The organism is Krasilnikoviella flava (genome assembly GCF_900167525.1).
Lineage (GTDB): Bacteria > Actinomycetota > Actinomycetes > Actinomycetales > Cellulomonadaceae > Isoptericola > Isoptericola flavus.
This window is the reverse complement of record NZ_FUZQ01000006.1, coordinates 32,884-55,310: the sequence shown is the minus strand read 5'-3', so window position 1 is coordinate 55,310 and position 22,427 is coordinate 32,884. Positions and strand designations below refer to the sequence as shown.

General features: G+C 72.4%; 21 protein-coding genes. 11 read left to right on the top strand and 10 right to left on the bottom strand.

All coding sequences use genetic code 11. The annotated features are described in order from the left end of the window. Nucleotides 1-11: 11 nt before the first annotated feature. On the bottom strand, nucleotides 12-692 hold the full coding sequence (locus B5Y66_RS16365) for an HAD hydrolase-like protein (RefSeq protein ID WP_079575591.1): 681 nt from the start codon (nucleotides 690-692) through the stop codon (nucleotides 12-14). A 50-nt stretch (nucleotides 693-742) separates the two neighbouring features. Beyond that, nucleotides 743-1,669 carry an NAD-dependent epimerase/dehydratase family protein gene (locus B5Y66_RS16360; RefSeq protein WP_245807177.1) on the bottom strand — a complete coding sequence of 309 codons (927 nt, stop codon included), beginning with the start codon at nucleotides 1,667-1,669 and terminating at the stop codon, nucleotides 743-745. A 249-nt stretch (nucleotides 1,670-1,918) separates the two neighbouring features. Here B5Y66_RS16360 and B5Y66_RS16355 point away from each other — a divergent pair, with 249 nt between their 5' ends. The 6 genes from B5Y66_RS16355 to B5Y66_RS16330 all read left to right on the top strand — a co-directional run bounded on the left by B5Y66_RS16355 (nucleotide 1,919) and on the right by B5Y66_RS16330 (nucleotide 7,367). After that, the gene (locus tag B5Y66_RS16355; RefSeq protein ID WP_079575589.1) at nucleotides 1,919-2,992 is read left to right on the top strand and encodes a TRAP transporter substrate-binding protein; all 1,074 of its coding nucleotides are present in this window, start codon (nucleotides 1,919-1,921) and stop codon (nucleotides 2,990-2,992) included. Further along, nucleotides 2,989-3,492: a TRAP transporter small permease gene (locus B5Y66_RS16350; protein ID WP_079575588.1), complete on the top strand. Its 504-nt coding sequence runs from the start codon at nucleotides 2,989-2,991 to the stop codon at nucleotides 3,490-3,492. The genes B5Y66_RS16355 and B5Y66_RS16350 overlap by 4 nt, the downstream gene beginning before the upstream one ends. A gap of 10 nt (nucleotides 3,493-3,502) precedes the next feature. Continuing rightward, nucleotides 3,503-4,807, top strand: coding sequence for a TRAP transporter large permease (locus tag B5Y66_RS16345; RefSeq protein WP_079575587.1), 1,305 nt, complete (start codon nucleotides 3,503-3,505; stop codon nucleotides 4,805-4,807). Between the two features lie 46 nt (nucleotides 4,808-4,853). After that, nucleotides 4,854-5,705, top strand: a complete 852-nt coding sequence (kduI, locus tag B5Y66_RS16340; protein WP_079575586.1) for a 5-dehydro-4-deoxy-D-glucuronate isomerase — start codon at nucleotides 4,854-4,856, stop codon at nucleotides 5,703-5,705. Between the two features lie 51 nt (nucleotides 5,706-5,756). Beyond that, nucleotides 5,757-6,506 (top strand): IclR family transcriptional regulator, encoded by a 750-nt coding sequence (locus B5Y66_RS16335; RefSeq protein WP_079575585.1) that lies wholly within the window; start codon nucleotides 5,757-5,759, stop codon nucleotides 6,504-6,506. A gap of 111 nt (nucleotides 6,507-6,617) precedes the next feature. Further along, nucleotides 6,618-7,367 carry an SDR family oxidoreductase gene (locus B5Y66_RS16330; protein ID WP_079575987.1) on the top strand — a complete coding sequence of 250 codons (750 nt, stop codon included), beginning with the start codon at nucleotides 6,618-6,620 and terminating at the stop codon, nucleotides 7,365-7,367. Between the two features lie 94 nt (nucleotides 7,368-7,461). On the opposite strand, the gene B5Y66_RS16325 is transcribed toward B5Y66_RS16330, so the two are convergent. Genes B5Y66_RS16325 through B5Y66_RS16310 form a run of 4 tightly spaced genes read right to left on the bottom strand, consistent with a single transcriptional unit; the run spans nucleotide 7,462 to nucleotide 11,531 of the window. After that, the gene (locus tag B5Y66_RS16325) at nucleotides 7,462-8,415 is read right to left on the bottom strand and encodes an ROK family protein (protein ID WP_079575584.1); all 954 of its coding nucleotides are present in this window, start codon (nucleotides 8,413-8,415) and stop codon (nucleotides 7,462-7,464) included. After that, the gene (locus B5Y66_RS16320; protein ID WP_079575583.1) at nucleotides 8,416-9,342 is read right to left on the bottom strand and encodes a carbohydrate ABC transporter permease; all 927 of its coding nucleotides are present in this window, start codon (nucleotides 9,340-9,342) and stop codon (nucleotides 8,416-8,418) included. Next, nucleotides 9,332-10,255, bottom strand: coding sequence for a carbohydrate ABC transporter permease (locus tag B5Y66_RS16315; protein ID WP_079575582.1), 924 nt, complete (start codon nucleotides 10,253-10,255; stop codon nucleotides 9,332-9,334). Before B5Y66_RS16315 ends, B5Y66_RS16320 begins: the two co-directional genes overlap by 11 nt. A 25-nt stretch (nucleotides 10,256-10,280) precedes the next feature. Next, entirely contained in the window at nucleotides 10,281-11,531 is a 1,251-nt protein-coding gene (locus B5Y66_RS16310) for an ABC transporter substrate-binding protein (RefSeq protein ID WP_139820939.1), read from the bottom strand. 377 nt (nucleotides 11,532-11,908) lie between these two features. On the opposite strand from B5Y66_RS16310, the gene B5Y66_RS16305 reads away from it, so the two are divergent. Further along, the gene (locus B5Y66_RS16305) at nucleotides 11,909-13,093 is read left to right on the top strand and encodes an ROK family transcriptional regulator (protein WP_079575580.1); all 1,185 of its coding nucleotides are present in this window, start codon (nucleotides 11,909-11,911) and stop codon (nucleotides 13,091-13,093) included. A 46-nt stretch (nucleotides 13,094-13,139) separates the two neighbouring features. Here the strand turns inward: B5Y66_RS16305 and B5Y66_RS16300 are convergent, their stop codons facing one another. The 3 genes from B5Y66_RS16300 to B5Y66_RS16290 all read right to left on the bottom strand — a co-directional run bounded on the left by B5Y66_RS16300 (nucleotide 13,140) and on the right by B5Y66_RS16290 (nucleotide 17,033). Then, nucleotides 13,140-14,528: an alpha-L-fucosidase gene (locus B5Y66_RS16300; protein ID WP_079575579.1), complete on the bottom strand. Its 1,389-nt coding sequence runs from the start codon at nucleotides 14,526-14,528 to the stop codon at nucleotides 13,140-13,142. Nucleotides 14,529-14,577: 49 nt separating this feature from the next. After that, nucleotides 14,578-16,104, bottom strand: coding sequence for a M81 family metallopeptidase (locus tag B5Y66_RS16295; RefSeq protein ID WP_322788704.1), 1,527 nt, complete (start codon nucleotides 16,102-16,104; stop codon nucleotides 14,578-14,580). Between the two features lie 188 nt (nucleotides 16,105-16,292). Then, nucleotides 16,293-17,033 (bottom strand): IclR family transcriptional regulator, encoded by a 741-nt coding sequence (locus tag B5Y66_RS16290; protein ID WP_079575577.1) that lies wholly within the window; start codon nucleotides 17,031-17,033, stop codon nucleotides 16,293-16,295. Between the two features lie 85 nt (nucleotides 17,034-17,118). On the opposite strand from B5Y66_RS16290, the gene eda reads away from it, so the two are divergent. Then, entirely contained in the window at nucleotides 17,119-17,772 is a 654-nt protein-coding gene (gene eda / locus B5Y66_RS16285) for a bifunctional 4-hydroxy-2-oxoglutarate aldolase/2-dehydro-3-deoxy-phosphogluconate aldolase (RefSeq protein WP_079575576.1), read from the top strand. 20 nt (nucleotides 17,773-17,792) lie between these two features. Beyond that, on the top strand, nucleotides 17,793-18,899 hold the full coding sequence (locus B5Y66_RS16280) for a sugar kinase (RefSeq protein ID WP_079575575.1): 1,107 nt from the start codon (nucleotides 17,793-17,795) through the stop codon (nucleotides 18,897-18,899). A 124-nt stretch (nucleotides 18,900-19,023) separates the two neighbouring features. Here B5Y66_RS16280 and B5Y66_RS16275 read toward each other — a convergent pair whose 3' ends face one another. Next, nucleotides 19,024-20,052: a LacI family DNA-binding transcriptional regulator gene (locus B5Y66_RS16275; protein ID WP_079575574.1), complete on the bottom strand. Its 1,029-nt coding sequence runs from the start codon at nucleotides 20,050-20,052 to the stop codon at nucleotides 19,024-19,026. Nucleotides 20,053-20,443: 391 nt separating this feature from the next. Here B5Y66_RS16275 and B5Y66_RS16270 point away from each other — a divergent pair, with 391 nt between their 5' ends. Both B5Y66_RS16270 and B5Y66_RS16265 read left to right on the top strand, forming a co-directional pair. Next, on the top strand, nucleotides 20,444-21,445 hold the full coding sequence (locus B5Y66_RS16270; protein ID WP_079575573.1) for an ABC transporter permease: 1,002 nt from the start codon (nucleotides 20,444-20,446) through the stop codon (nucleotides 21,443-21,445). Then, nucleotides 21,439-22,365: a carbohydrate ABC transporter permease gene (locus B5Y66_RS16265; RefSeq protein ID WP_079575572.1), complete on the top strand. Its 927-nt coding sequence runs from the start codon at nucleotides 21,439-21,441 to the stop codon at nucleotides 22,363-22,365. The genes B5Y66_RS16270 and B5Y66_RS16265 overlap by 7 nt, the downstream gene beginning before the upstream one ends. Nucleotides 22,366-22,427: the final 62 nt, after the last annotated feature.

The following is a 22,427-nucleotide window of genomic DNA, read 5'->3' as shown; positions in this document are numbered from 1 at the left end:
CGGCCCGCCTCTCAGGCGAGGCGGGAGAGGACGGCGTCGGTGAGGCCGGCGACGTCGTCCACGAGCGCGACGGCGCCGGCGTCCGCGAGCTCGCCGGGCGCGGCGTACCCCCACGTGACCCCGACGCAGCGGATGCCGTGCTCGGCCGCGCCGTGCACGTCGTGCTCGCGGTCGCCGACCATGATCGCGGGGCCGTCGGCCGGGACCACGGGGGAGGTGCGGCCGAGGGCGGCGAGGGCCTTGGCGATGACGTCGGCCTTGGTCGAGGTGCCCCCGTCGAGCGGGGCGCCGAAGACGTCGTCGACGAGCTCCGTCAGCCCGAACCGGTCGCAGATGGGCTTCGCGTAGACCTCCGGCTTGGAGGTCGCGACGGCGAGCGTGCAGCCGGCGGCCCGCAGGGCGCGCAGCACCTCGGGGATGCCGTCGAACACCCGGTTGTCGTACATGCCGCCCGCCGCGAACACCTCGCGGTAGGCGCGGACGGCCTCGTCGACCCGGTCGGCCGGGACGCCGTGCGCGGGGAACGACGCGGTGATGGGCGGGCCGACGAACGAGCGCAGCGTGGCGTCGTCGGGCACGGGCAGTCCGAGCGCGCCGTACGCGTGGCGGATGCCCGCGACGATGCCGGGCGCGGAGTCGGTGAGCGTGCCGTCGAGGTCGAGCAGGACGAGCGGGGCGGGGGAGCGGGTCACCCCGGCAGGGTACGTGGGCGGGCCCCGCCGCCTGCCGGGACGACCGGGGCTCAGACGGCCCGCGCGTGCTCGACCAGGCGGTCGAACGCGGCGTCGAGGGCGTCGTCCACCCGCTGCGCCTCGGGGTGCGCGTCGAACCAGGCGACCTGCTCGACGGCGGCCTGGTCGTAGGTGACGGTGGTGCCGAGCTCGGGGACCAGGGCGCGCACCTTGGCGCAGTCGAACAGCATCGTGTGCGCCTTGTCGCCGAGCAGGCCCGGCCCCACGTCGGGGAGCACGCGGGCGATCGTCTCGGAGGCGACGTGGACGAGCTCGGGCTCGTCCACGCCCGCGGCCGCGGCGAGCCAGCGGTAGACCTGGTCCCACGACGGGGCGTGCGTGCCCATGATCTGGAAGGTGTCGCCCACGGCGGCAGGGTGGCCGAGCAGGCCCACGAACCCGACCGCGAAGTCGTCCGTGTGGGTCAGCGTCCACAGCGAGGTGCCGTCGCCGTGCACGACGACGGGCTTCCCGGCGCGCAGCCGTGCGACGTCGGTCCAGCCGCCCATGGTGGGCAGCAGCGTGCGGTCATAGGTGTGCGACGGGCGCACGATCGTCGCGGGGAACCCGCGGTCCCGCCAGGCGCGGACCAGCACGTCCTCGCCCGCGATCTTGTCCCGGGAGTACTGCCAGAACGGGTTGCGCAGCGGCGTGGACTCGGTGACGGGCAGCCGAGCGGGCGGCGTCTGGTAGGCCGAGGCGGAGGAGACGAAGACGTACTGACCGACGCGGCCGGTGAAGCGCTCGACGTCGTGCGCCACATGGTCCGGGCGGAACGCGCGGAACTGCGCGACCACGTCGAAGTCCCGGCCCGCGAGGGCGGCGTCGACCGCGGCGTCGTCGGTCACGTCCGCCACGAGCGTCTCCACCTCCGGCGGCAGCGGCCGCGTGGTCGACGTGCCGCGGTTGAGGACCGTGACCCGGTGACCGAGGCCCACGGCTCGGGTGACGCTCGCGGCGCTGATGACGCCGGAGCCGCCGATGAACAGGACGTCGAGGGGGGGTGCGGATGCTCATGAGGACATCGTGCCCGCGGTGGGCCCGGCCCCGCTCCCGACGGGCCGGAGCTTGACAGGCGACAGCGGCAACTGGTTCCGTATGACAGAACTGAGTTCCGTGTGACGGACCATGGATAGACCGAGGGCATCGAAGGATGTCCCGCTCGACGAGGAGCAGAAGGAGGGGCGATGAGGCTCAGACAGCTGGCCGCAGCAGGGTCGGCAGCGCTCGTGGCGGTCGTGTTGACCGCCTGCGGCGCAGGGTTCACGACCGCCGCGGCAGGGGCCGGGGCGACCGAGGGTGCGGGAGCGCCCGAGGCGGAGCGGGTCTTCAAGGTGGCCTTCAACCAGAACGCCGACCAGCCGGAGGCCGTGGCGCTCACCCGCCTGGGGGAGCGGCTCGCGGAGCGGACCGACGGTCGCTACTCGGTGGAGGTGTATCCCAACGAGACGCTCGGGGCGCAGAAGGACACCGTGGAGCTGGTGCAGTCCGGCGCGGTCGACCTCGCCCTCGTCGCCGGGTCGCTCCTGGAGAACATCAACGCGGACTTCGTGGCCCTGAACATGCCGTACGTCTACGACTCCCAGGCGCACCAGGAGGCGGTGCTCAACGACCCCGCGATCACCGGCGACCTGTACTCCTCGCTCGAGGAGCAGAACATCCGCGTGCTCGGCGGGTTCTCGGCCGGGGTGCGCAGCGTGTACACCTCGGCGCACCCGATCGAGACGCCCGCGGACCTCGCCGGCCTCAAGATCCGCGTCATGGAGACCGACACCAACAGCCGGATGATGGACCTCATGGGCGGCGTCGGCACGCCCATGGGCCAGGGCGAGGTGTACACGGCCATCCAGTCGGGCGTCATCGACGGCGGCGAGAACAACGAGTCGATCTACCGCAACCTCAAGCACGACGAGGTCGCCCCGTACTACTCGTACACGAACCACCTCATGATCCCGGACTACCTCATCACCAACCCGGCCACCTTCGACGCGATGTCCGAGGCCGACCGCGGCGTGTTCCTGGAGGAGCTCGAGGCGGCGTACGACGAGTCCAGCCGGCTCACGACCGAGGTCATGGTCTCCAGCCAGCAGGCCGCCGAGGAGGCCGGCGCCGAGTTCAGCTCGCCGGACGTCGAGCCGTTCCGGGAGGCCGTCGCGCCGTTGCTCGACGAGAAGCTCACGACGCCCGCGTCCCGCCAGCTCTACGACCGCACCCGCGCGGTGGCCGAGCAGATGGCGGGCCGGACGGAGGGCGACCGGTGACGCGCGTCAAGAACGGCCTCGACGTCGTGCTGCGCTGGCTGTGCGTGCTGCTCCTGGCGGCGCTCGTGCTGGTCGTGGCGTGGCAGGTCTTCACCCGGCAGGTGCTGTCGGCCCCCAGCGTGTGGTCGGAGGAGCTCGCCAAGTACCTGTTCGTGTGGTTGAGCTTCTTCGGCACCGCCCTCGTGTTCGGGGAGCGCGGCCACATCGCCGTCGACTTCCTGGTGCGCCGGGCGCCCGAGCACCTGCAGCGTGCGGCCGCCGTGCTCGGCCAGGTCGTGACTTTCGCCTTCGCGGCGCTGGTGCTCGTCTACGGGGGCTGGCAGCTCGCCCTGCTCACCTGGTCGCAGGACGTCCCCAGCCTCCCCCTGATGGTCGGCTGGCTCTACCTGGTGCTCCCGATCTCGGGCGTGCTCGTGCTCTTCTACACCGTCTACCACCTGGTGGCCGTCGTGCGTGGCGTCGAGGACGCCACGACCGACGGCGAGCCGGACGCAGTCTGAGGGGGCTCACATGGAGGTGGCAGCAATCGCCGGGCTGGTCCTGATCGTCGGGATCGTCGCCCTCCTCGCACTGGGGATCCCGATCTCGGTGGCCGTCGGCACGTCGTCGGCGCTCGCCGCGATCACCGTGCTCGGCTTCGAGAACGGGCTCCTCACGTCCGCGCAGCAGATGTTCCGCGGTGTCAACAACTTCTCCCTGCTGGCGATCCCGTTCTTCGTGCTCGCCGGCGTGATCATGAACAACGGCGGGATCGCGCTGCGGCTCGTCAACTTCGCCAAGATGCTGGTGGGCCGCGCCCCCGGGTCGCTCGCCCAGACCAACGTCGCGGCCAACGCGATGTTCGGCTCGGTGTCCGGCTCTGCCGTGGCGGCGGTCGCCGCCGTCGGTTCGACCATGGGTCCCCTGCAGGCCAAGGAGGGCTACCCCAAGGACTTCGCCGCCGCGACCAACATCGCGTCCGCGCCGTCCGGCATGATCATCCCGCCGAGCAACCTGATGATCGTGTACTCGCTCGTGTCGAGCACGTCCGTCGCGGCGCTGTTCGTCGCCGGGTACGTGCCGGGCATCCTGTGGGCCGTGGTCTGCATGGTCATCGTGCACCTGTACGCACGCAAGCGGCCCGAGCTGCGCGTGACCGAGAAGCTGTCCGGGCCGGCGAGGCTCCGGGTCGCCGGGCAGGCCGTGCCCGCGCTCCTGCTGATCGTCATCGTCATCGGCGGCATCCTGGCGGGCGTCTTCACGCCCACCGAGGCGTCGTGCATCGCCGTCCTGTACTCGTTGGCCCTGTCGTTCGTGTACCGCTCGATCAAGGTGCGCGACCTGGGCGAGATCCTGCTCGAGTCCGGCCGGACGACGGCGATCGTCATGTTCCTCGTCGGCGTGTCCGGGGTGATGTCGTGGGTGCTGTCGTTCGCCCAGATCCCGCAGCTCGTCACCGAGGCCCTGCTGACCGTCAGCACGAACCCGTACGTGCTCATCGTGCTCATCGTGGTCATGCTGCTGATCATCGGGTGCTTCATGGACCCGACGCCGGCCGTGCTGATCTTCGCGCCGATCTTCCTGCCCGTGGTCACGGCCTTCGGCATGGACCCCGTGCACTTCGGGATCTTCATGGTGCTCGCGCTGTCCATCGGCACGATCACCCCGCCCGTCGGGCCCGTCCTGTTCGTGGGGGCCCGGGTGTCCGGCATGTCCATCGAGAGCGTCATGCGCCGCCTCGTGCCGTTCTTCGTCGGCCTGGTGCTCCTGCTGCTCATAGTGGCCATGACGCCCGCGCTGTCGCTCTGGCTGCCCGGACTCCTCGGGCTCACCTGACCGGGCCGCACCTCGGCCACCGTCCACCACCGACTCGGAGGTTTTCATGGAACAGCGTTACGCCACCGCCCCGGACCAGGTCCCGGGCATGACCACCCAGGACCTGCGCGACCGCTATCTCGTGCCCGACCTGTTCGTCGACGACGAGATCCGCACCGTCTACACCCACCACGACCGCGTGGTGCTGGGCGGCATCAGCCCGGTGTCCGCGCCGCTGACCCTGCCGGGCTATCCGGAGATCCGCTCGGAGCGGTTCTTCGACCACCGCGAGGCCGGCATCGTCAACGTCGGTGGCCCGGGCACGGTCACGGTGGACGGCACCGCGCACCGGCTCGCGCACGGCGCGTGCCTGTACGTGGGGCGGGGGGCGGCCGACGTCGTGCTCGCGTCCGACGACGTGTCCGGCTCCGCAGCAGGGGAGGCCGGGCCGGCCCGGTTCTACCTGTTCTCGGCGCCGGCGCACACCGCCTACCCGACCACGCTCGTGGAGCCCGGTCAGGGCACCGTGCGCGAGCTGGGCGACCAGGTCACGTCCAACCGGCGCACGCTGAACCAGTACATCCACGAGAACGGCGTGCGGTCCTGCCAGGTGGTCATGGGTGTCACGACGCTGCACCCCGGCAGCATGTGGAACACCATGCCGGCGCACACCCACGACCGGCGCACGGAGTGCTACCTGTACTTCGACCTGCCGACCGAGGCGCGGGTCGTGCACCTGCTGGGGGAGCCCACCGAGACGCGGCACATGGTCGTCGCGGACCGGGAGGCGATCATCTCGCCGAGCTGGTCGGTGCACTCGGGGGTCGGCACCGCCGCATACTCCTTCGTGTGGGCGATGGCCGGCGAGAACCAGGCGTTCGACGACATGGACGGCTTCGACGTCGCCACGATGCGCTGACCAGGATGCGCTGACGACGCGCGGACGCGCAGGGACGAGGAGGAACGGTCGATGAGCGAGGCGACGACGGCCAGCGAGAAGACGCTGATGGTGCTCGAGGCGGCGATGACGCACGGGCGCTTCAGCGAGATCGTGGCGGCGGTGGACCTGCCCAAGGCGACGGTGCACCGCATCCTCGCCACGCTCGTCGACCGCGACTTCATCCGTGTCGCCGACGGCGGGACGCACGTGCCCGGCCCGAAGATCCTGTCCCTGGCCGGAGCGGCGTACGACCGGGTGGACGTCTCGACGATCGTCCAGCCGTACGTGGACGACCTCGTGCGCCGCGTGCAGTGCACGGTGCACGTGGGCGTGCGCAGCGGCGACGAGATCATCTACCTCGTCCGCACGGACTCGGACAAGCCGTACCGGATGCCCTCGCGCGTCGGCGCGTCGATCCCGCTGCACACCTCCGCGATCGGCAAGTCCATCCTGGCGCGGCTCGACGACGACGCCGTCGAGCGCTTCGTCAACCGGGCCGGCCTGCCGCGGCGCACCGCGCGCAGCCTCGCGACGCTGGACGACCTGCGCGCGGAGCTCGACGACATCCGCCGCGACGGGTACGCCTTCGACCGCGAGGAGAACGTGCCCGGCGTGGTCTGCATCGGTACCGCCGTCCGCGACCACTCCGGGCACTCCAACTACGGCCTGTCGATCTCCTCGCTCGCCCTCGAGCACACGGAGGAGCAGCTCGCCGCGATGGCCGGCGACCTGCACAAGACGGCCGCCGACATCACCCACGCGCTCGGGGGCGACCGGTAGGGCCGTGCGCCCGCCCACCCCCGGGCCAGACGAAGGACGACACACGTGAGCACCAGCACCACCGACCGCCCCGCGGCTACCGGCCCGGGTCTCGACCCCGCCGTCGCCCGGATGTTCAGCCTCGAGGGGCGCACCGCGGCCGTGACCGGCGCCAGCAAGGGCATCGGCCTCGCGATCGCGGCGCTCCTCGCCCGGGCCGGCGCCGACGTGATCGGCGTGAGCACGACGATGCCGGACGGCGACTCGGACGCCCGCCGGGCCGTCGAGGCCGCCGGACGCCGGTTCACCCCGGTCGCCGCCGACCTGTCCGACCGGGACGCCGTCGCCGCGCTCGCCGCGACGCTGGTGGAGCGCGAGGTGGACGTGCTGGTCAACAACGGCGGCACCATCCGCCGCGCCCCGGCGGCCGAGCACCCGGACGCCGACTTCGACCACGTGCTCGAGGTGAACCTGCGCGCGGCGTGGACGCTCTCCCGCGAGGTCGGTCGCGCCATGCTGGCCCGCGGGGGCGGCAAGGTCATCGGCACCGCGTCGATGCTGAGCTTCCAGGGCGGCGTCAACGTGCCGGGCTACACGGCGTCGAAGTCGGCGCTCGCGGGCCTGACGAAGGCCCTCGCCAACGAGTGGGCCGGCCGCGGCGTCAACGTCAACGCCGTCGCGCCGGGCTACGTGGCCACCGCGAACACCGGGGCCCTGCGGGCGGACGAGGGGCGCAACGCCGAGATCCTCGCCCGGATCCCCGCGGGCCGTTGGGCCACGCCGGAGGACATCGCCGGCGCGGTGCTGTACCTCGCCTCGCCCGCGTCGGACTACGTGCACGGCGCCGTCATCCCCGTCGACGGGGGCTGGCTGGCGCGCTGAGGTCCGTTCCCGCTGGTCGAGCCTGTCGAGACGCCCGTTGGTCGAGCTGGTCGAAACCGGGTCTCGACAGGCTCGACCAGCGGCTTCGACAGGCTCAACCAGCGACGGGGGCGGCCGCCGGCGCGAGCGAGGCGGCACCCAGCGCGACGGCGTCGCGGCCCAGCGCCGAGGGCCGGACACGGACGGCGGCGCCGGAGACCGGGGGCTCGCGGAGCACGCTCTCGTCCACCCCGGGACCCAGGAGGTCCCAGGCGCCGGCCACCCCGCCGCCCACCACGACGTCCGTGACGTCCAGCAGCGTGGCGACGAGCACCGCCGCCCGGCCGACGGCGTCTGCGGCGGCGTCGAGCACACGTCGGGCGTGCGGGTCGCCGGCCCGGGCGTGGTCGGCGACCTGGCGCGCGCCGAGGACGGCGACGCCCGCGGCCCGCTCGTACGCGCGGGCGACCGCCCGCCCGGACGCGAGGGTCTCGAGATGACCGTGGCCGCCGCAGGTGCACGCCAGGTCGCCGAACCCGGTCACGTGGCCGATCTCGCCGGCAGCACCGCTCGGACCGCGGTACAGCTCGCCGCGGAGCACGAACGCGCCGCCGACGCCGGTGCCGAGCATGATCGCCAGGACGTCGTCCAGGCCGCGGGCGGCCCCCAGGCGGGCCTCGCCGAGGGCGAAGGCGTTCACGTCGTTCTCGACCTGCACCGGTACTCCGAGGTCCGCACCCAGCTCCGCGGCGAGCGGGAACCCGGCCCAGTCCCGGAACGAGTCCGACGCGGCCACGACGGTGCCGGTGGCGGCGTCGACCACCCCCGCCGCGCCGACTCCTGCGCCTACCAGCCGCGCGCCGGGCGTCGCGCCCAGCGCGGACCGCACGAGGCCCGCCGCCGTGGCGGCCATGGCCCCACCGCCCTCCCGTGCGGGGGTGGGGGCGTGCTCGCGGGCGACGACGCGCTCGCCGTCGAGCAGGACGACGGACGTGCCCGTGCCACCGATGTCCAGGCCGGCGACGACGTCTCGCCCGCCACCGTCCGGCGTGCCGTGCTGCCCGCCCACTCAGCGACCCCCGAGGCCGGCGGTGGCGATGCCCTTGACCAGGTGCTTCTGGAGGGCGATGACGATGATCGTCGTCGGGACCATCGAGATGATCGCTGCCGCCATCTGGAGGTCCCACCGGGTACCGTTCTGGCCGGAGAACGTCGCCAGGCCGATGGGCAGCGTGCCGTGCGACTGGTAGTCGACCACGGTGATGAGCGGCCACAGGTAGCTGTTCCAGAACGCCATGAAGGTGAAGACGGCGAGCACGGCGACGGCCGACGTGGCCAGCGGCAGGATGATCTGCCAGAACGTGCGGAACGGTCCCGCGCCGTCGACCCGGGCGGCCTCGTCCAGCTCGAACGGGATGCCCCGGAAGAACTGGCGCATGAGGAACGTACCGAAGGCCGTGAAGGCGAACGGGAAGATCAGCGACTGGTACGAGTCCACCCAGCCGAACCACTGCATGACGATGAACATCGGCACCACCAGGACCTCCTGGGGCACCATGAGCGTCACGAGGAAGAGGACGAAGACGACGTCTCGCCCCTTCCACCGCAGGCGTCCGAAGGCGTAGCCGGCGGTCGTCGAGACGGCGAGCACCACGAGCGTGCCGGCCACGGCGACGAAGAACGAGTTGCCGATGTACGTGGCGAACGGTCCGTAGGCGAAGACGTCGGCGAAGTTGCTCCACCGCACCTCCGAGCCCACGAGCGTCGGCGGCATCGAGAACATCTCGTTGTTCGGCTTGAGCGCGGAGAAGAAGGCGTACACCAGCGGCAGCGCGAAGAGGGCTGCGGCCAGGACGATGCCGACGTGCGCGAGGACGAGGCGGACCCGGCCGGTGCCGGAGCCGTCGCGGCGCGGGCGGGGCCCGGCGTCGGGGACGGGGTCGGCGGCCGCCGCGAGGGGCGGCGCCGTGAGGACCTCGGTGCGGTCAGTGCTCATAGTGCACCCACCTCTTCTGCGCCCGGAACTGGAACGCGGTCAGCCCGATGATGAGCACGAACAGGACCCAGGCCGCGGCCGCGGCGAGCCCGAGGTCCTGGAACTTGAATCCCTGGTTGTAGATGAACTGCACCAGGGGGAGGGTCGAGTTGCCGGGCCCGCCGCCGGTGAGCAGCTGGGGCTGGGCGAAGACCTGGAGCGCCGTGATGACGGTCATCACCGTGGCGAAGAAGATCGACGGCGACAGCATCGGCAGCACGACGCTGCGCAGCATGCGCCACCCCTGGGCGCCGTCGATCCGCGCCGCCTCGACGACGGGGGCCGGTAGCTGCTCGAGCGCGGCCGAGAAGATGAGCATGTTGTAGCCCATGCCCTGCCACACCGACATGACGACGACCATGACCATCGCCCAGTTCTGGTCGGCGAGGAAGTTGGGCAGCTCGACGCCGAACACGGACACGGAGATGCCGTTGAACAGGCCCTGCGGCTGCAGCAGCATCTTCCAGACGAGCGCGTTCGCGACGATCGGCGTGACGACGGGGATGAAGAACAGCACCCGGAACGCCGCCCGGCCGCGGATGCGCGGCCCGAGGGCGAGCGCGAGCGACAGCGCCACCACGAGGTTGAGCGGCACGTACAGCAGGGCGAAGACGGCGGAGTTGCGCAGCGCCGGCCAGAAGTCGGGGTTCTGGGTGAACAGGGCGACGTAGTTGCCGAGCCCGGCGAAGCTGCGCTCGCCGAACGCGGGCCAGTGGAACAGGCTCATCACGATCGAGAGCCCGACGGGGACGATGGTGAACAGGGCGAGGCCCACCAGGGCCGGGCTCATGAAGCCCAGCGCCTGGCGGGACTCGACCCGGCTCAGCCGGGAGCGGCTGGAGCGCCGCGTCCCGGCCGTGCTGGTCGTGGTCATCGGTAGGAGGCCCCTCTCGTGCGGCTCACTGGCCGAACTGCTGCTGGGTCTGGCCGAGGACGTCCGCCATCTCTGCCTGGCCGTTGTAGACGCTCACGAGGTTGGGCTGCAGGGCGGTGTTGACCTGGTCCCAGTTCTGGGTGGAGCGCTGGCCCTCGACGTCGGCGAACGCGGCGTCGAACGCGGCCTTGACGTCGTCGCGGACCGACGCGTCGAGCGACTCGAAGTACAGCGGCTGCGACTCGGCGCGCGCGGGGTAGCTGCGGCCGGAGGTCGCCATCGCGTCCTGGGCGTCCTTCCCGACGAGCGAGCCGAGCACCTGCAGCGCGGCCTCCTTGTCCTCGCAGCCCTTCGCGATGCCGTACCCGGAGCCGAGGACGAGGCTCGTGGAGCCGTTCTCGCCGGTGGGCAGCTCGACCATGCCGGCCTCGAACCCGGCGTCGTTGGCCAGGTAGGTCGCGGCGTTCCAGGTGCCGTCCACGGCCATCGCGGCGTTGCCGCCCGAGTACTGGTTCTCGCCCCAGCCGGTGTCGGAGGCGGACGCCGCGGGCAGCGCGACCTTCTGGTCGGTGACGAGGCCGGCGTACCACTCCGAGGCGTCGACGAACGCGGGGTCGGTGAGGGCGAGCGCCCCGTCCTCGCTCACCGGCTGCTTGCCGGACTGCGCGATCGGCAGGGCCATCCACTGGAACTCGCCCAGCCCGACGGCGAAGCCGGCGTTGGCGTCCGTCGTGGCGCCCTTCGCTGTCGCCTCGAAGTCGTCGAACGACCAGCCGGTCGCCGGCTCCGGGGCGCCGGCCGCGTCGATGAGGTCCTTGTTGTAGTAGACGAGCATCGTCGCGACGTCGTAGGGCACCCCGAGGAGCTTCCCGTCGTACGTCATGATGTCGAGCGCGCCGGGGGCGAAGTCGTCCTTGCTGAGGCCGGCGGCCTCGAGGTCGGCGTCCGTGAGGGGCTCGAACGCGTCGGCGTAGGTGGACAGGCGCTGGCCGTTCATCGACGTGATGCAGGCCAGGTTGCCCGACGACAGGTTGGTCGTGAGCTTCGTGAAGTAGTCGTTCCACGGGGCCGTCTGGAGGCGGACGTCGACGTCCGGGTTCTCCTTCTTGACGATCGCGAGCGTCTCGTTGAGCGCGTCCGTGTCGGACTGGCTGCCGGACCACATGTCCCAGACGATCGTGCCGTCGTCGGAGCCGCCCGAGCCGGAGCCGGAGCCGCACGCCGCGAGGCCGAGGGTCGCGAGGACCGCGGTGCCGGCGAGGAGGGGGGTGCGCATGCGCATGGGAGTTCCTCTCTGGTGGGTGCTGTGCGGGGCGGGGCGTCGGTGCCGCGCGCCCTGGAGCGAGGTGGGGCTAGGGAGGCGACGCCGCGGGGTGCCGACCGTCGTCGTCGGGCGTCCGCGGTGTCGTCATGGGCGTCTTCTCCTCGTCGAGATCCGAGCGGTGCCGTCCGAGGCCCCGGGGGTGTCCGACCGAGGGCTGCCGCCTTCGTTCGGTCGAACGTGGGCCCATCACATCACACGAATCAAAGTTTGCGAACTTAGTTCGGTAAACTCGTCCAAGGTTCGAGCCGATCGTGTGACCGGCTGGTCCTGACGCCGCTCGTGAGCCACGATGGGGCGTGTCAACTTTGTTCGATCGCGAAGGAACCTCGATGGTCGTCGACCCCGCTCCCGCCCAGGCAGCCGCCGACGCGCCCGTGACGTCGCAGATCGTCGCGCTGGTCTCCGCCGGCGTCGCGACGTCGCGGGCCGACCTCGCGCGCGAGCTGGGCGTGGCCCCGTCCACGGTCTCCGCCCGCGTCACCGAGCTCATCGACGCCGGCGTGCTCGACGAGGGCGGCGCGGGCGAGTCCCGGGGCGGGCGTCGCCCGCGGCTGCTGCGGCTGCGCCCCGAGGGCGGCCACGTGCTCGCCGCCGACCTGGGGGGCACGCACGCCCGCATCGCGGTCATGAGCCTCACCGGCCGGCTCGAGGCGGTCCGGGAGGTCCCCGTCGAGATCGCCGCCGGGCCGGAGACCGCGCTCGCCGCCGTCCTCGCCGAGGGTGCCGACCTGGCCACGCCGTTCGCGCCGGCATCCGCGCTCCGGGGGCTCGCGGTGGGCCTGCCCGGCCCCGTCGACGTCGAGACCGGCCGCGTCGAGTCCCCGGCGCGCATGCCCGGCTGGAACGGCTTCCCCGTGCGGGAGTGGCTGGCCGAGCGCGCCGGGGTGCCGGTGCTCGTCGACAACGACGTCAACCTCATGGCGCTGGGCGAGCACTTCTCCTACCCTCGCCGGGTCCAGCACTCCGTGACCGTGAAGGCCGGCTCCGGGATCGGCAGCGGCCTCATCGCCTCGGGCCGCCTGCACCGCGGGGCGACCGGGGCGGCCGGCGACATCACGCACTCCCGCGTGAGTGCCGCCGGGGAGATCCCTTGCTCCTGCGGCAAGCTCGGCTGCCTCGAGACGATCGCCTCCGGTGCCGCGATCGTGCGGCAGCTGCGCGACCGCGGGGTGGACGTCAGCACGACGGCCGACGTCGTGCGCCGCGCGGGCGACGCCGAGCCCGAGGCGACGACCCTCGTGCGCGAGGCAGGCCGGCACCTCGGCGAGGTGCTGTGCACCGTCGTGAACTTCGTGAACCCCGACGCGGTGTTCCTCGGGGGCGCCCTGTCCACGCTGGAGCCGTTCGTGGCCAGCGTGCGCTCCCAGCTCTACGAAGGCTGCCACCCGCTCGTGACCAAGAACCTCGTCATCACGCGCGCCACGACCGGCCCCGAGGCGGGCGTCATCGGCGCCGGTCGCCTCGTCGTGCAGCACGTCCTCGCCGACCCCGGCGCCTACCTGCTGCGCGGCTGACCCCAGGCCCCGCCGCCCCCACGGACATCGCGGGTCCGGGTCCCGGTCAGCGACGCACGCGCAGCACCGCGACGTGCGCGTCGTGGCGCAGCGCTGGCACGACGACGTCCCTGGCGGCGTCGCCGTCCGCGCCCGCGCGCCCGGCCGACGCTCCGTCGTCGAGCCAGGTGACGTCGGCGGCGCCCGCGAGCTCGGGCGCCAGTGCGACCAGCCCGCTGCCGGGCTCCAGGACGTGCACGAACACCTCGTCGCCGCGGCTCGTGTACGCGACCGGGCTGCGTCGTGGGTCGGGGCGGCCGGTCACGGGGTCGGACGGGACGTCGCCGCTGCGCACCCACGGCCGGGTGCCGTAGATCGCGTCGCCGTGCGCGCCGAGCCAGCGGCCGAGCGCCGCGAGGCGGTCGCGCTGCAGGCCGGGGATCGACCCGTCCGCGCGCGGCCCGACGTTGAGCAGCAGGTTGCCGTTCTTGCTCACGACGTCGACGAGCAGGTGGATCAGCTCGCGCTCGCCGATGGTGTGCTCCGGCCCCTCGGCCTCGTTGTAGCCGAACGACCACCCCAGCCCCCGCGTCGCCTCCCACGGGTGCGCCAGGGTCTCGGGCACGTGGGAGTACTCGCGCGTCCAGAAGCCGTGGAAGGGCACGCCCCACCGGTCGTTGACGACGCCGTCGGGCACGGCCTCGAGGTACTCACGCAGCAGCGCGGCCAGCCCGTGCGGCGCGGTCGTCTTGCCGGCGTCGGGCCAGTCGATGTCGTTCCACAGCACGTCGGGGGAGAAGCGGTCCACGAGCTCGCGCAGCTGCGCCGCGGCGTACCGGGCGAAGACGTCGTCGTCGCGACGCAGCCGGAACAGGTCCGTCGACGACTCGATCGGGGGGTACTCGCTGGTGTGCCAGTCGAGCGCGCCGGAGTAGTACAGGCCGAGGCGGGCCCCGGCATCCCGGGTCGCGCGGGCGATCTCCGCGATCAGGTCGCGGCCCGGGCCGCGACGTGCGGCGTTGAAGGGTGTGGTCGTCGTGTCCCAGAGGCAGAAGCCGTCGTGGTGCTTGGTGGTCGGCACGACGTAGCGCCCGCCGGCAGCGACGAGGTCGCCCACGAGCGCGTCGGCGTCGAACCCCGTGACGTCCCAGAGGTCGGCCAGGTCCTCGTACGACGTGCCCACGCCGTACCGCTCCTCGTGCCGGCGGCGCGTGGGGCTGCCGTCGATGCGCACGGTGTTGGCGTACCACTCGGCGTACTGGTGGTGGGCGTACGCGTCCTCGTCGGGCACGGACCCCTCGGCGTGCGGGGTGCCCCACGCGGGCACCGAGTAGACGCCCCAGTGGACGAAGAAGCCCAGCTTGGCGTCGCGGTACCAGTCGGGCACGACGGCGTCGGGGTAGGCGGGGGCGTCGGCACCCAGGTCGGGCCCGGTGCGCTCCTCGAAGTTCAGCACGGTCGGCTCCTCGGTGGTGGGGTCGTCGTGGTCGCGGGTGCTGCCGCGGTCAGCCGCGGCGCTCGGGCTCGCCGCGCCGGCGTAGCACGGGACGCAGGTCGGGGTCGGGCATGTCCGGGTCGAACGGGTACATCGGGCGTTCGATCCGGTGGTGGCCCAGGCGCAGCAGGTCCTGGTCCACGCCCCCGGGGGTGAGCGCGAGGCGCCAGTCGGCCGCCAGGTCGTAGAGCTCGGGCTCGAGGTAGCCGATCTTCACGACGACGACGTCCGCGCCGTGCGGGTCCAGGCCCAGCCGCGTGAAGTCGTGCAGGTGGTGGTACGGCTTGCGCCGCTCGGTGACGATCGCATGCACGCCGCCGCGTCGCACCACGACCACGGTGCCGGCGTCGGCGTCCCCCGGCGTGATCGAGAAGACCTCGCCGTCGATCTGCACGGGGCCGCGGGCCCGGCCGTCGACGTGCCCGCCGACCTCGACGTCGACCCGGCCCCCGACGCCCGCGCGCACCGCGGCTTCCACCGCCGCGGGGTCGAACACGGACGCATGGATCACCGTGGGCCCGTCGTCGGCGGCGAAACGGGCGTCGTCGAGCAGGGCGCCGAGCGACCAGGAGACGTCGCCGGCGCCGCCCGCCGTGGGGTTGTCGCCGGAGTCGGAGACGACGAACGGGCGTGGCGCGTCGTGCGGCCGCGCCAGCGCGAGGTCCAGGCACTCGCCGAAGGTGCCCGTGGGCGCGACGAACTCGAAGCCGTCCCGCGCGGCCCAGAACGCCTCCGCGAGCGCGCGGGCCTCGGCGGCGGCGAGGTCGGGGTCGTCGCCCGTGACGACGACGGCGGCCTGGCAGCGGGGCTCGTCGGCCCACGCGTAGCCGATCCAGACCGCGGCGTCGAGGACGCCGTCCTTCGCCTCGACGGCGGGCAGCCGGTCGTAGAGGCTCTTCGCCGGCTCCAGGCGCGTGCTCGTCTTCTCGCCGGGCAGCAGCACGGGCACCTGCACCCACGCCTGCCACGGTCGCCGGCCGGCCGGGTCGGCGCCGTGCGGGCCGCGCAGCCGCTCGAGCAGGTGGTGCACGGCCCGCTCGCGGGTGTTCGCCTCGTCCTCGTGGGGCGCCATGCGGTAGCAGGTGAGGAGGTCGACGGCGCGGGACAGCTCGGCCGAGACGTTGCCGTGCAGGTCCATGGACGCCGAGACGAGGGTGTCGGGGCCGAGCGCCTCGCGCACCGCGGCCGCCAGGTCGCCCTCGGCGTCGGTCGCACCGACGACGCTCATCGCACCGTGGATGTCGAGGTAGAACCCGTCGAGCGGGCCTCGGGCCGACACCTCGGCGCGGATGAGCTCGACGATCTCGTCGCGCATCGACCGGTAGACCTCGGGGTCGACCGCGCCTCCGGGCAGGGACCGGCCGTGCAGGAACGGGAGCCAGTCGGCGGCGGCGCCGCGCTCCGTGCCCGCGGCGAGGAAGGGGTAGCGGGCGCGCAGGTCGGCGCCTCGGCGGAGGGTGAAGGCCTCCCAGCCGCTCACGTGGGGCGAGAACGTGGAGGACTCGATCGAGATCCCCGCGATGCCCACGCGCGGCAGGGCGAGGCCGCCGCGCGCGACGGGCGGGAGCGGGGGCGACCAGACGGTGGAGGCGAGAGGGGGCACGGCGGTGTGGGCTCCTGTCGGGCGTGGAGATCCGATGTATCGGCGTCGGTCGCGAGGGTACTCATGAACACGCCCGGATGGACAGTCGAGATCGGATCGTTGATCGGGAATACGTCAGATGATTAGGCGTCTCGGGAGACTTCGGCCGGAAGGCTCAGCCCGACCGGGAGGGCTCGCGTCAGGACGTCGCGCAGCGCGGTGACCCGCTCCGCCCGTGCGGGCCCCGTCATCCGTTCCACGGGCGCGGTGATGCTCACGGCAGCGACGGGGCGCCCCGCGCGGACCAGCGCCACGGCGACGCAGGCGATGCCGGGCTCGTTCTCCTCCGTCTCGGTGGCGTACCCCCGTCGGCGAGCCTCGTCGAGGATCGCGCCCAGGGTGTCGTCCTTGCCGGTGTCGGGCCGGTCGTCCGGGGTCGCGGCCAGGATCGCCCGCCCCAGCGCCGTCGTCGCGACGGGGATGCGCCGCCCGACGGCGGACCACACGCGCAGCGGTCGCTGCGGCTCCACCTTGTCGAGGTAGACGACCTCCTGCCCGGCGAGCGTGCCGAGGTGCACGAGCTCGTCGACCTCGTCGCGCAGCGCCTCCAGCGCGGGGCGCAGCAGGCCGGGCAGGTTGTCCTCGGCGAGGTAGGCGGCGCCGAGCGACAGGACGGCGGGGCCCAGCGTGTAGGCGCCGTCGGGCCGCTGGTCCGCGTAGCCGCGGTGGCGCAGCGCGGCGAGGGTGCGGTGCAGGGTGGACTTGTTGGCGCCCACCTCGGCGGCGAGGTCGGCGAGGGCGACGCCGCCCGCACCGGCGCGGGCGAGCGCGTCGAGCGTGAGCAGGGCCTTGTCCACGCTGCCGAGCGGGCTGGGGGCGGTCATCGAGGTCCTTCCTCGGCACGGAGCCGATCCGCTAAGGTGTTCCGCAGTGAACAACAGACGTTCACCATAGCGAAACGGAGCCCGGATGTCTTCCCCCTCGACCCAGGCCGGCGACGTCGTCGCCGCGCTCGGCGCCCACCGCCTCGTGCCCGTCGTCGTGGTCGACGGCGCCGACGAGGGCGCCCGCCTCGCCGACGCGCTCGTCGCCGGCGGCCTCCCCGTCGCCGAGATCACGCTGCGCACCGCCGGCGGCATCGACGCGATCCGCGCCGTCGCGCGCACCCAGACCGACGTCGTCGTCGGTGCCGGCACGGTCACCACCGTCGACCAGGTCGACGCCGTCGTCGACGCCGGCGCGCGTTACATCGTGTCGCCCGGGCTGTCGGCAGCCGTCGTGCGCCGGGCCCAGGAGCACGGCGTGCCGGTCCTGCCCGGTGTCGCCACGCCCAGCGAGATCATGGCCGCGCTCGACCTCGGCATCGACGTCGTCAAGCTCTTCCCCGCCTCGGTCGTCGGCGGCCCGGCCGCGATCAAGGCGTTCTCCGCGCCGTTCCCCGGCCTGCGGTTCGTGCCGACCGGCGGCGTGAGTGCCGCGAACCTCGGCGACTACCTCCGGCTGGCGCCCGTGCTCGCCGTGGGCGGGTCGTGGATGGTCGAGAAGTCCCTCGTCGCCCAGGGCGACTGGGCCGAGATCACCCGCCGCACCGCCGACGCCGTCGCCCTCGCCGCCACCGCCTGAGCCCGCAAGGAGCAGACACCATGACGAACCCCTCGATCACCACCCGCCCCGCGGCCGAGTGCCGGTACGACGCCGTCGCGCTCGGCGAGGTCATGCTGCGCCTCGACCCGGGCGACCGCCGCGTGCGCACCACCCGCTCGTTCGACGTCTGGGAGGGCGGCGGCGAGTACAACGTGGCCCGCGGCCTGCGCCGCGCGTTCGGCCTGCGCGGCGCGATCGTCACCGCGCTCGCCGACAACGAGGTGGGCCGCCTCGTCGAGGACTTCATGCTCACCGGCGGCCTCGACACCTCCTGGGTGCAGTGGCGCGAGTACGACGGCATCGGCCGCAGCGTGCGCAACGGGCTCAACTTCACCGAGCGCGGCTTCGGCGTGCGCGGCGCCGTGGGCGTCAGCGACCGCGGTAACACCGCCGTCGCGCAGATGAAGCCCGAGGACGTCGACTGGGACGAGCTCTTCGGCTCCGGCGTGCGCTGGCTGCACACCGGCGGCATCTTCGCCGCGCTGTCGGAGTCGTCCGCCGACGTCGCCGAGGCGGCCATGACCGCGGCCAAGAAGCACGGCACGATCGTGTCCTACGACCTCAACTTCCGCCCGTCCCTGTGGAAGGGCATCGGCGGTGTGGAGCGGGCGCGCGAGGTCAACCGCCGCCTCGCCCACCATGTCGACGTCATGATCGGCAACGAGGAGGACTTCACCGCGTCGCTCGGCTTCGAGGTCGAGGGCGTGGACGAGAACCTCACCGACCTCGACACCGGCGCCTTCCGGGCCATGATCGGCACGGCCGCCGAGGCCTACCCGAACTTCCAGGTCATCGCCACGACGCTGCGCGGCGTGAAGTCGGCGTCCGTGAACGACTGGGGCGCCATCGCCTGGTCGCGCGCGGAGGGCTTCGTCGAGGCCACGCACCGCGCCGACCTGGAGATCTTCGACCGCGTGGGCGGCGGCGACTCCTTCGCCTCCGGCCTCGCCTACGGACTCATGGAGCTGGACTCGCTGCAGCAGGCCGTCGAGTACGGCGCCGCCCACGGCGCGCTGGCCATGACCACGCCGGGCGACACGACGACCGCGACCCTCGCCGAGGTCGCCAAGCTCGCCGGCGGCGGCAGCGCGCGCGTCCAGCGCTGAGCGCCGAGGTAGTTCGAGGGTCCGCGAAGTAGTGCAGATCCCCGCGAGATGGTGGTCCAGTCCACGACCTCGCGGGGATCTGCACTACCTCGCCGAGAACTGCACTCCCTCGCGAGGGTGCGGACTACCTCGGCGGGGGAGCGGTGGACTCGCGGACGACGAGCGCGGTGGCGAGGTTCACCCGCCGCGCCATCGGCGTCCCGCCGCGCGCGAGGTCGAGCAGCAGCCGCGTGGCGGTGGTCGCCATCTCGAGCAGCGGCTGGCGCACGGTCGTGAGCGCGGGCGTGGTCCAGTTCGCGAGGGGCAGGTCGTCGTACCCGACGACGGACAGGTCGCCGGGCACGGAGATCCCGCGCTCCTGCGCGGCCCGCAGCAGCCCGATCGCCTGCATGTCCGACCCGGCGAAGACGGCGGTGGGGCGCTCGGGCAGGTCGAGCAGCTCGCGGCCGGAGCGGTAGCCGGACTCCACCTCGAAGTCCCCCGACCGTACGAGCGCGGGGTCGAACGCGACGCCCGCCTCCTCGAGGGCGGTGCGGTAGCCGTCCAGCCGGGCGCGGCTGCACAGCATGTGCCCGGGGCCGGAGATGGCTGCCACCCGGCGATGGCCCAGCTCCAGCAGGTGGCGCGTGGCGGCGAGGCCGCCGTTCCAGTTGTCGGAGCCGACCGTGGGGACGTCGGGCGGGGGCTCGCCGTCCGTGTCGATGACGACGAACGGGATGCCGCGGGTGGTGAGGCGTGGCCGCTGCGCGGCGCTCAGGCTGGCGGCGACCAGCAGCACGCCCTCGGGCGGGCGGGAGAGCGTGGTCTCGAGCCACGCGCCGGGCGTGCGGTGCGTGCCGCCCAGCTCGGAGAGGATCACGCGGACGCCCGCCGCGGCGGCCGCGTCCTCGACGCCGCGGATGATCTCCGTGGACCACGCCGAGCCCACCCGGTGGAAGACGAGGTCGACCAGTCCGGCGCCGAGCGGCGGGGACGCCGCGCGCCGCCGCCGGTAGCGGTGCTGCTCGAGCGCCGCCTCGACCCGGGAGCGGGTGGCCGGCGCGACGTCCGTCCTGCCGTTCAGCACCTTGGACACGGTGGGTGCGGACACGCCGAGCTCCCGAGCGATCTCGGCGATCGTCGGTGCGGGGCCGCGGGAGGTGGGGGCGCTCATCGTCCGTCCTGTCGACGTCGCGGCGGCGCGCGAGTGCCGCACGCTCGACCGCAACTTTCGGCTCGACCGTACACGACCTGAACGGCTCCGGAGGGCACGGCGGGCGTGCTTCACCCAGGCTGTCAGGCGGCCCGGGCGCGCGGCAGGACGTCGTCCGGCACGGGGACCGTGAAGGCGAGAATTCCCGGAACACCAGGAGAAATGCGCCCGGCAGGCGCCTGGATCGGACCGCTGTGACCAGACCGTGACCTCGGGGGTGCTTGACCGTCCTCGCGAAGCGCCCCTACTCTCAGCCGCAGTTAGAGAACGTTTTCGAAGACGAAACTTTCGGACTGACGGCGCAAGGTTGCGACCGTCGGGACGCACGACGACGTGACGGGCTGGGGGATCCATGGCGCAGGGCGCAGGGACGGTGGCGACCGTGCCGCTGAGCGACGACGCACCGCCGTCGCCACCACCGCGGGACGAGCCGCGGCGGGTGGGACGCGCGCGCACCACGTGGCGGCAGGCGCTGCGCAAGGACTGGCGGCTGTACTCGTTCGTCGTCCTGCCGGTGCTGTTCTTCGTCGTCTTCAAGTACGTGCCGATGATCGGGAACGTCATCGCGTTCCGCCGGTTCCGGCCCGGCGGCAGTCCGCTGGGCGACGAGTGGGTCGGCTTCTACTACTTCGACATGTTCATCCACAACCAGCAGTTCTGGCAGGTGTTCGGGAACACCGTCGTCCTCGGGCTGCTGACGCTGGCCATCTGCTTCCCGCTGCCGATCATCCTGGCGCTCATGCTCAACGAGCTACGGTCGCGCCGGTTCAAGAAGATCGTGCAGACGATCTCCTACCTGCCGCACTTCATGTCGATCGTCATCGTGGCCGGCCTCGTCCTGCAGCTCACGTCCGTCAACGGCACCGTGAACCAGATCATGGGGCTCTTCGGCAGCGATCCCGTCGCCTTCATGCAGCAGCCCGACTGGTTCCGGAGCATCTACGTGAGCTCGGAGGTGTGGCAGACGGTCGGGTGGGGCACCATCCTCTATCTCGCCGCCCTGACCACGGTCGACGACCAGCTCTACGAGGCCTCGCGGATCGACGGCGCGAACCGGTGGCAGCAGACCTGGCACATCACCCTGCCGGGGATCCGCCCGACCATGATGGTGCTCCTCATCCTCAACATCGGCTCCTTCATGGCGGTCGGGTTCGAGAAGGTCCTGCTGCTGCAGAACCCCCTGATCTACTCCACCGCCGACGTGATCTCCACGTATCTGTACCGCGTGGGCATCCAGTCGGCCCAGTTCTCGTACGGCACGGCCATCGGCCTCTTCGAAGCCCTCATCGGGCTCGCCCTCGTCCTCTCCGCGAACTACGCGTCGCGCCGCATGGTTGGAGCCTCGCTGTGGTGACCGACACCCCGACCCCGGATCTCGCCGCCGTCCGCACGGAACCGACCACGGTCAAGGACACGCCCGGGTACCGGGCCTTCAAGATCGGCAACGTGGTCGTGCTGCTGATCGTGTGCGCGGTGACGCTCTACCCGTTCGTCAACCTCGTCGCGAAGGCGTTCTCGTCGGAGGGCTTCATCGCCGCGGGCGAGGTCAACCTCCTCCCGCGCGGGTTCAACCTCGAGACGTTCAGCGTGGTCATGGGTGACTCGCTGTTCTGGGTCAACTACAAGAACACGATCGTGTACACCGTGGTCGGCACGCTCATCTCGATGGTGCTCACCACTCCCTACGCGTACGCGCTGAGCCGCCCGGAGCTCAAGGGGCGCACATTCTTCGTGGGGATCGCCGTCTTCACGATGTTCTTCAGCGGCGGCCTGATCCCGAACTACATCCTCGTCGCCGACGTCCTCGGGATGCGGAACACGATGTGGGCGATCGTGCTGCCCGGCGCGATCTCGGTGTTCAACCTGCTCGTCATGAAGTCGTTCTTCGAGAACTTCCCGAGGGACCTCGAAGAGGCCGCAGCGATCGACGGCCTCACCACCTACGGGATCTTCGGGCGCATCGTGCTCCCGCTGTCCAAGGCCGTGCTCGCCACGATGACGCTCTTCTACGCGGTGGGCCTGTGGAACTCCTGGTTCAACTCCTTCCTCTACCTGGACCAGAAGGAGCTGTTCCCGGTCACCGTCTACCTGCGGAACCTCATCGCGGCGGCGTCGGGTTCGCCGGCGGCGGCCGCCGGCACGGACGCGATCCAGATCGGCGCCAACATCCAGTCGGTGACGATGCTGCTCACCGTGCTGCCGATCATCTGCTTCTACCCCTTCATCCAGAGGTACTTCGTCTCGGGCGTGATGCTCGGGTCCGTCAAGGGCTGACGGCGCCCGCCGCCGGTCAAGGCTCCCCCCAACGCAGGTCCCCGCTCCAGAGCGACGACGCT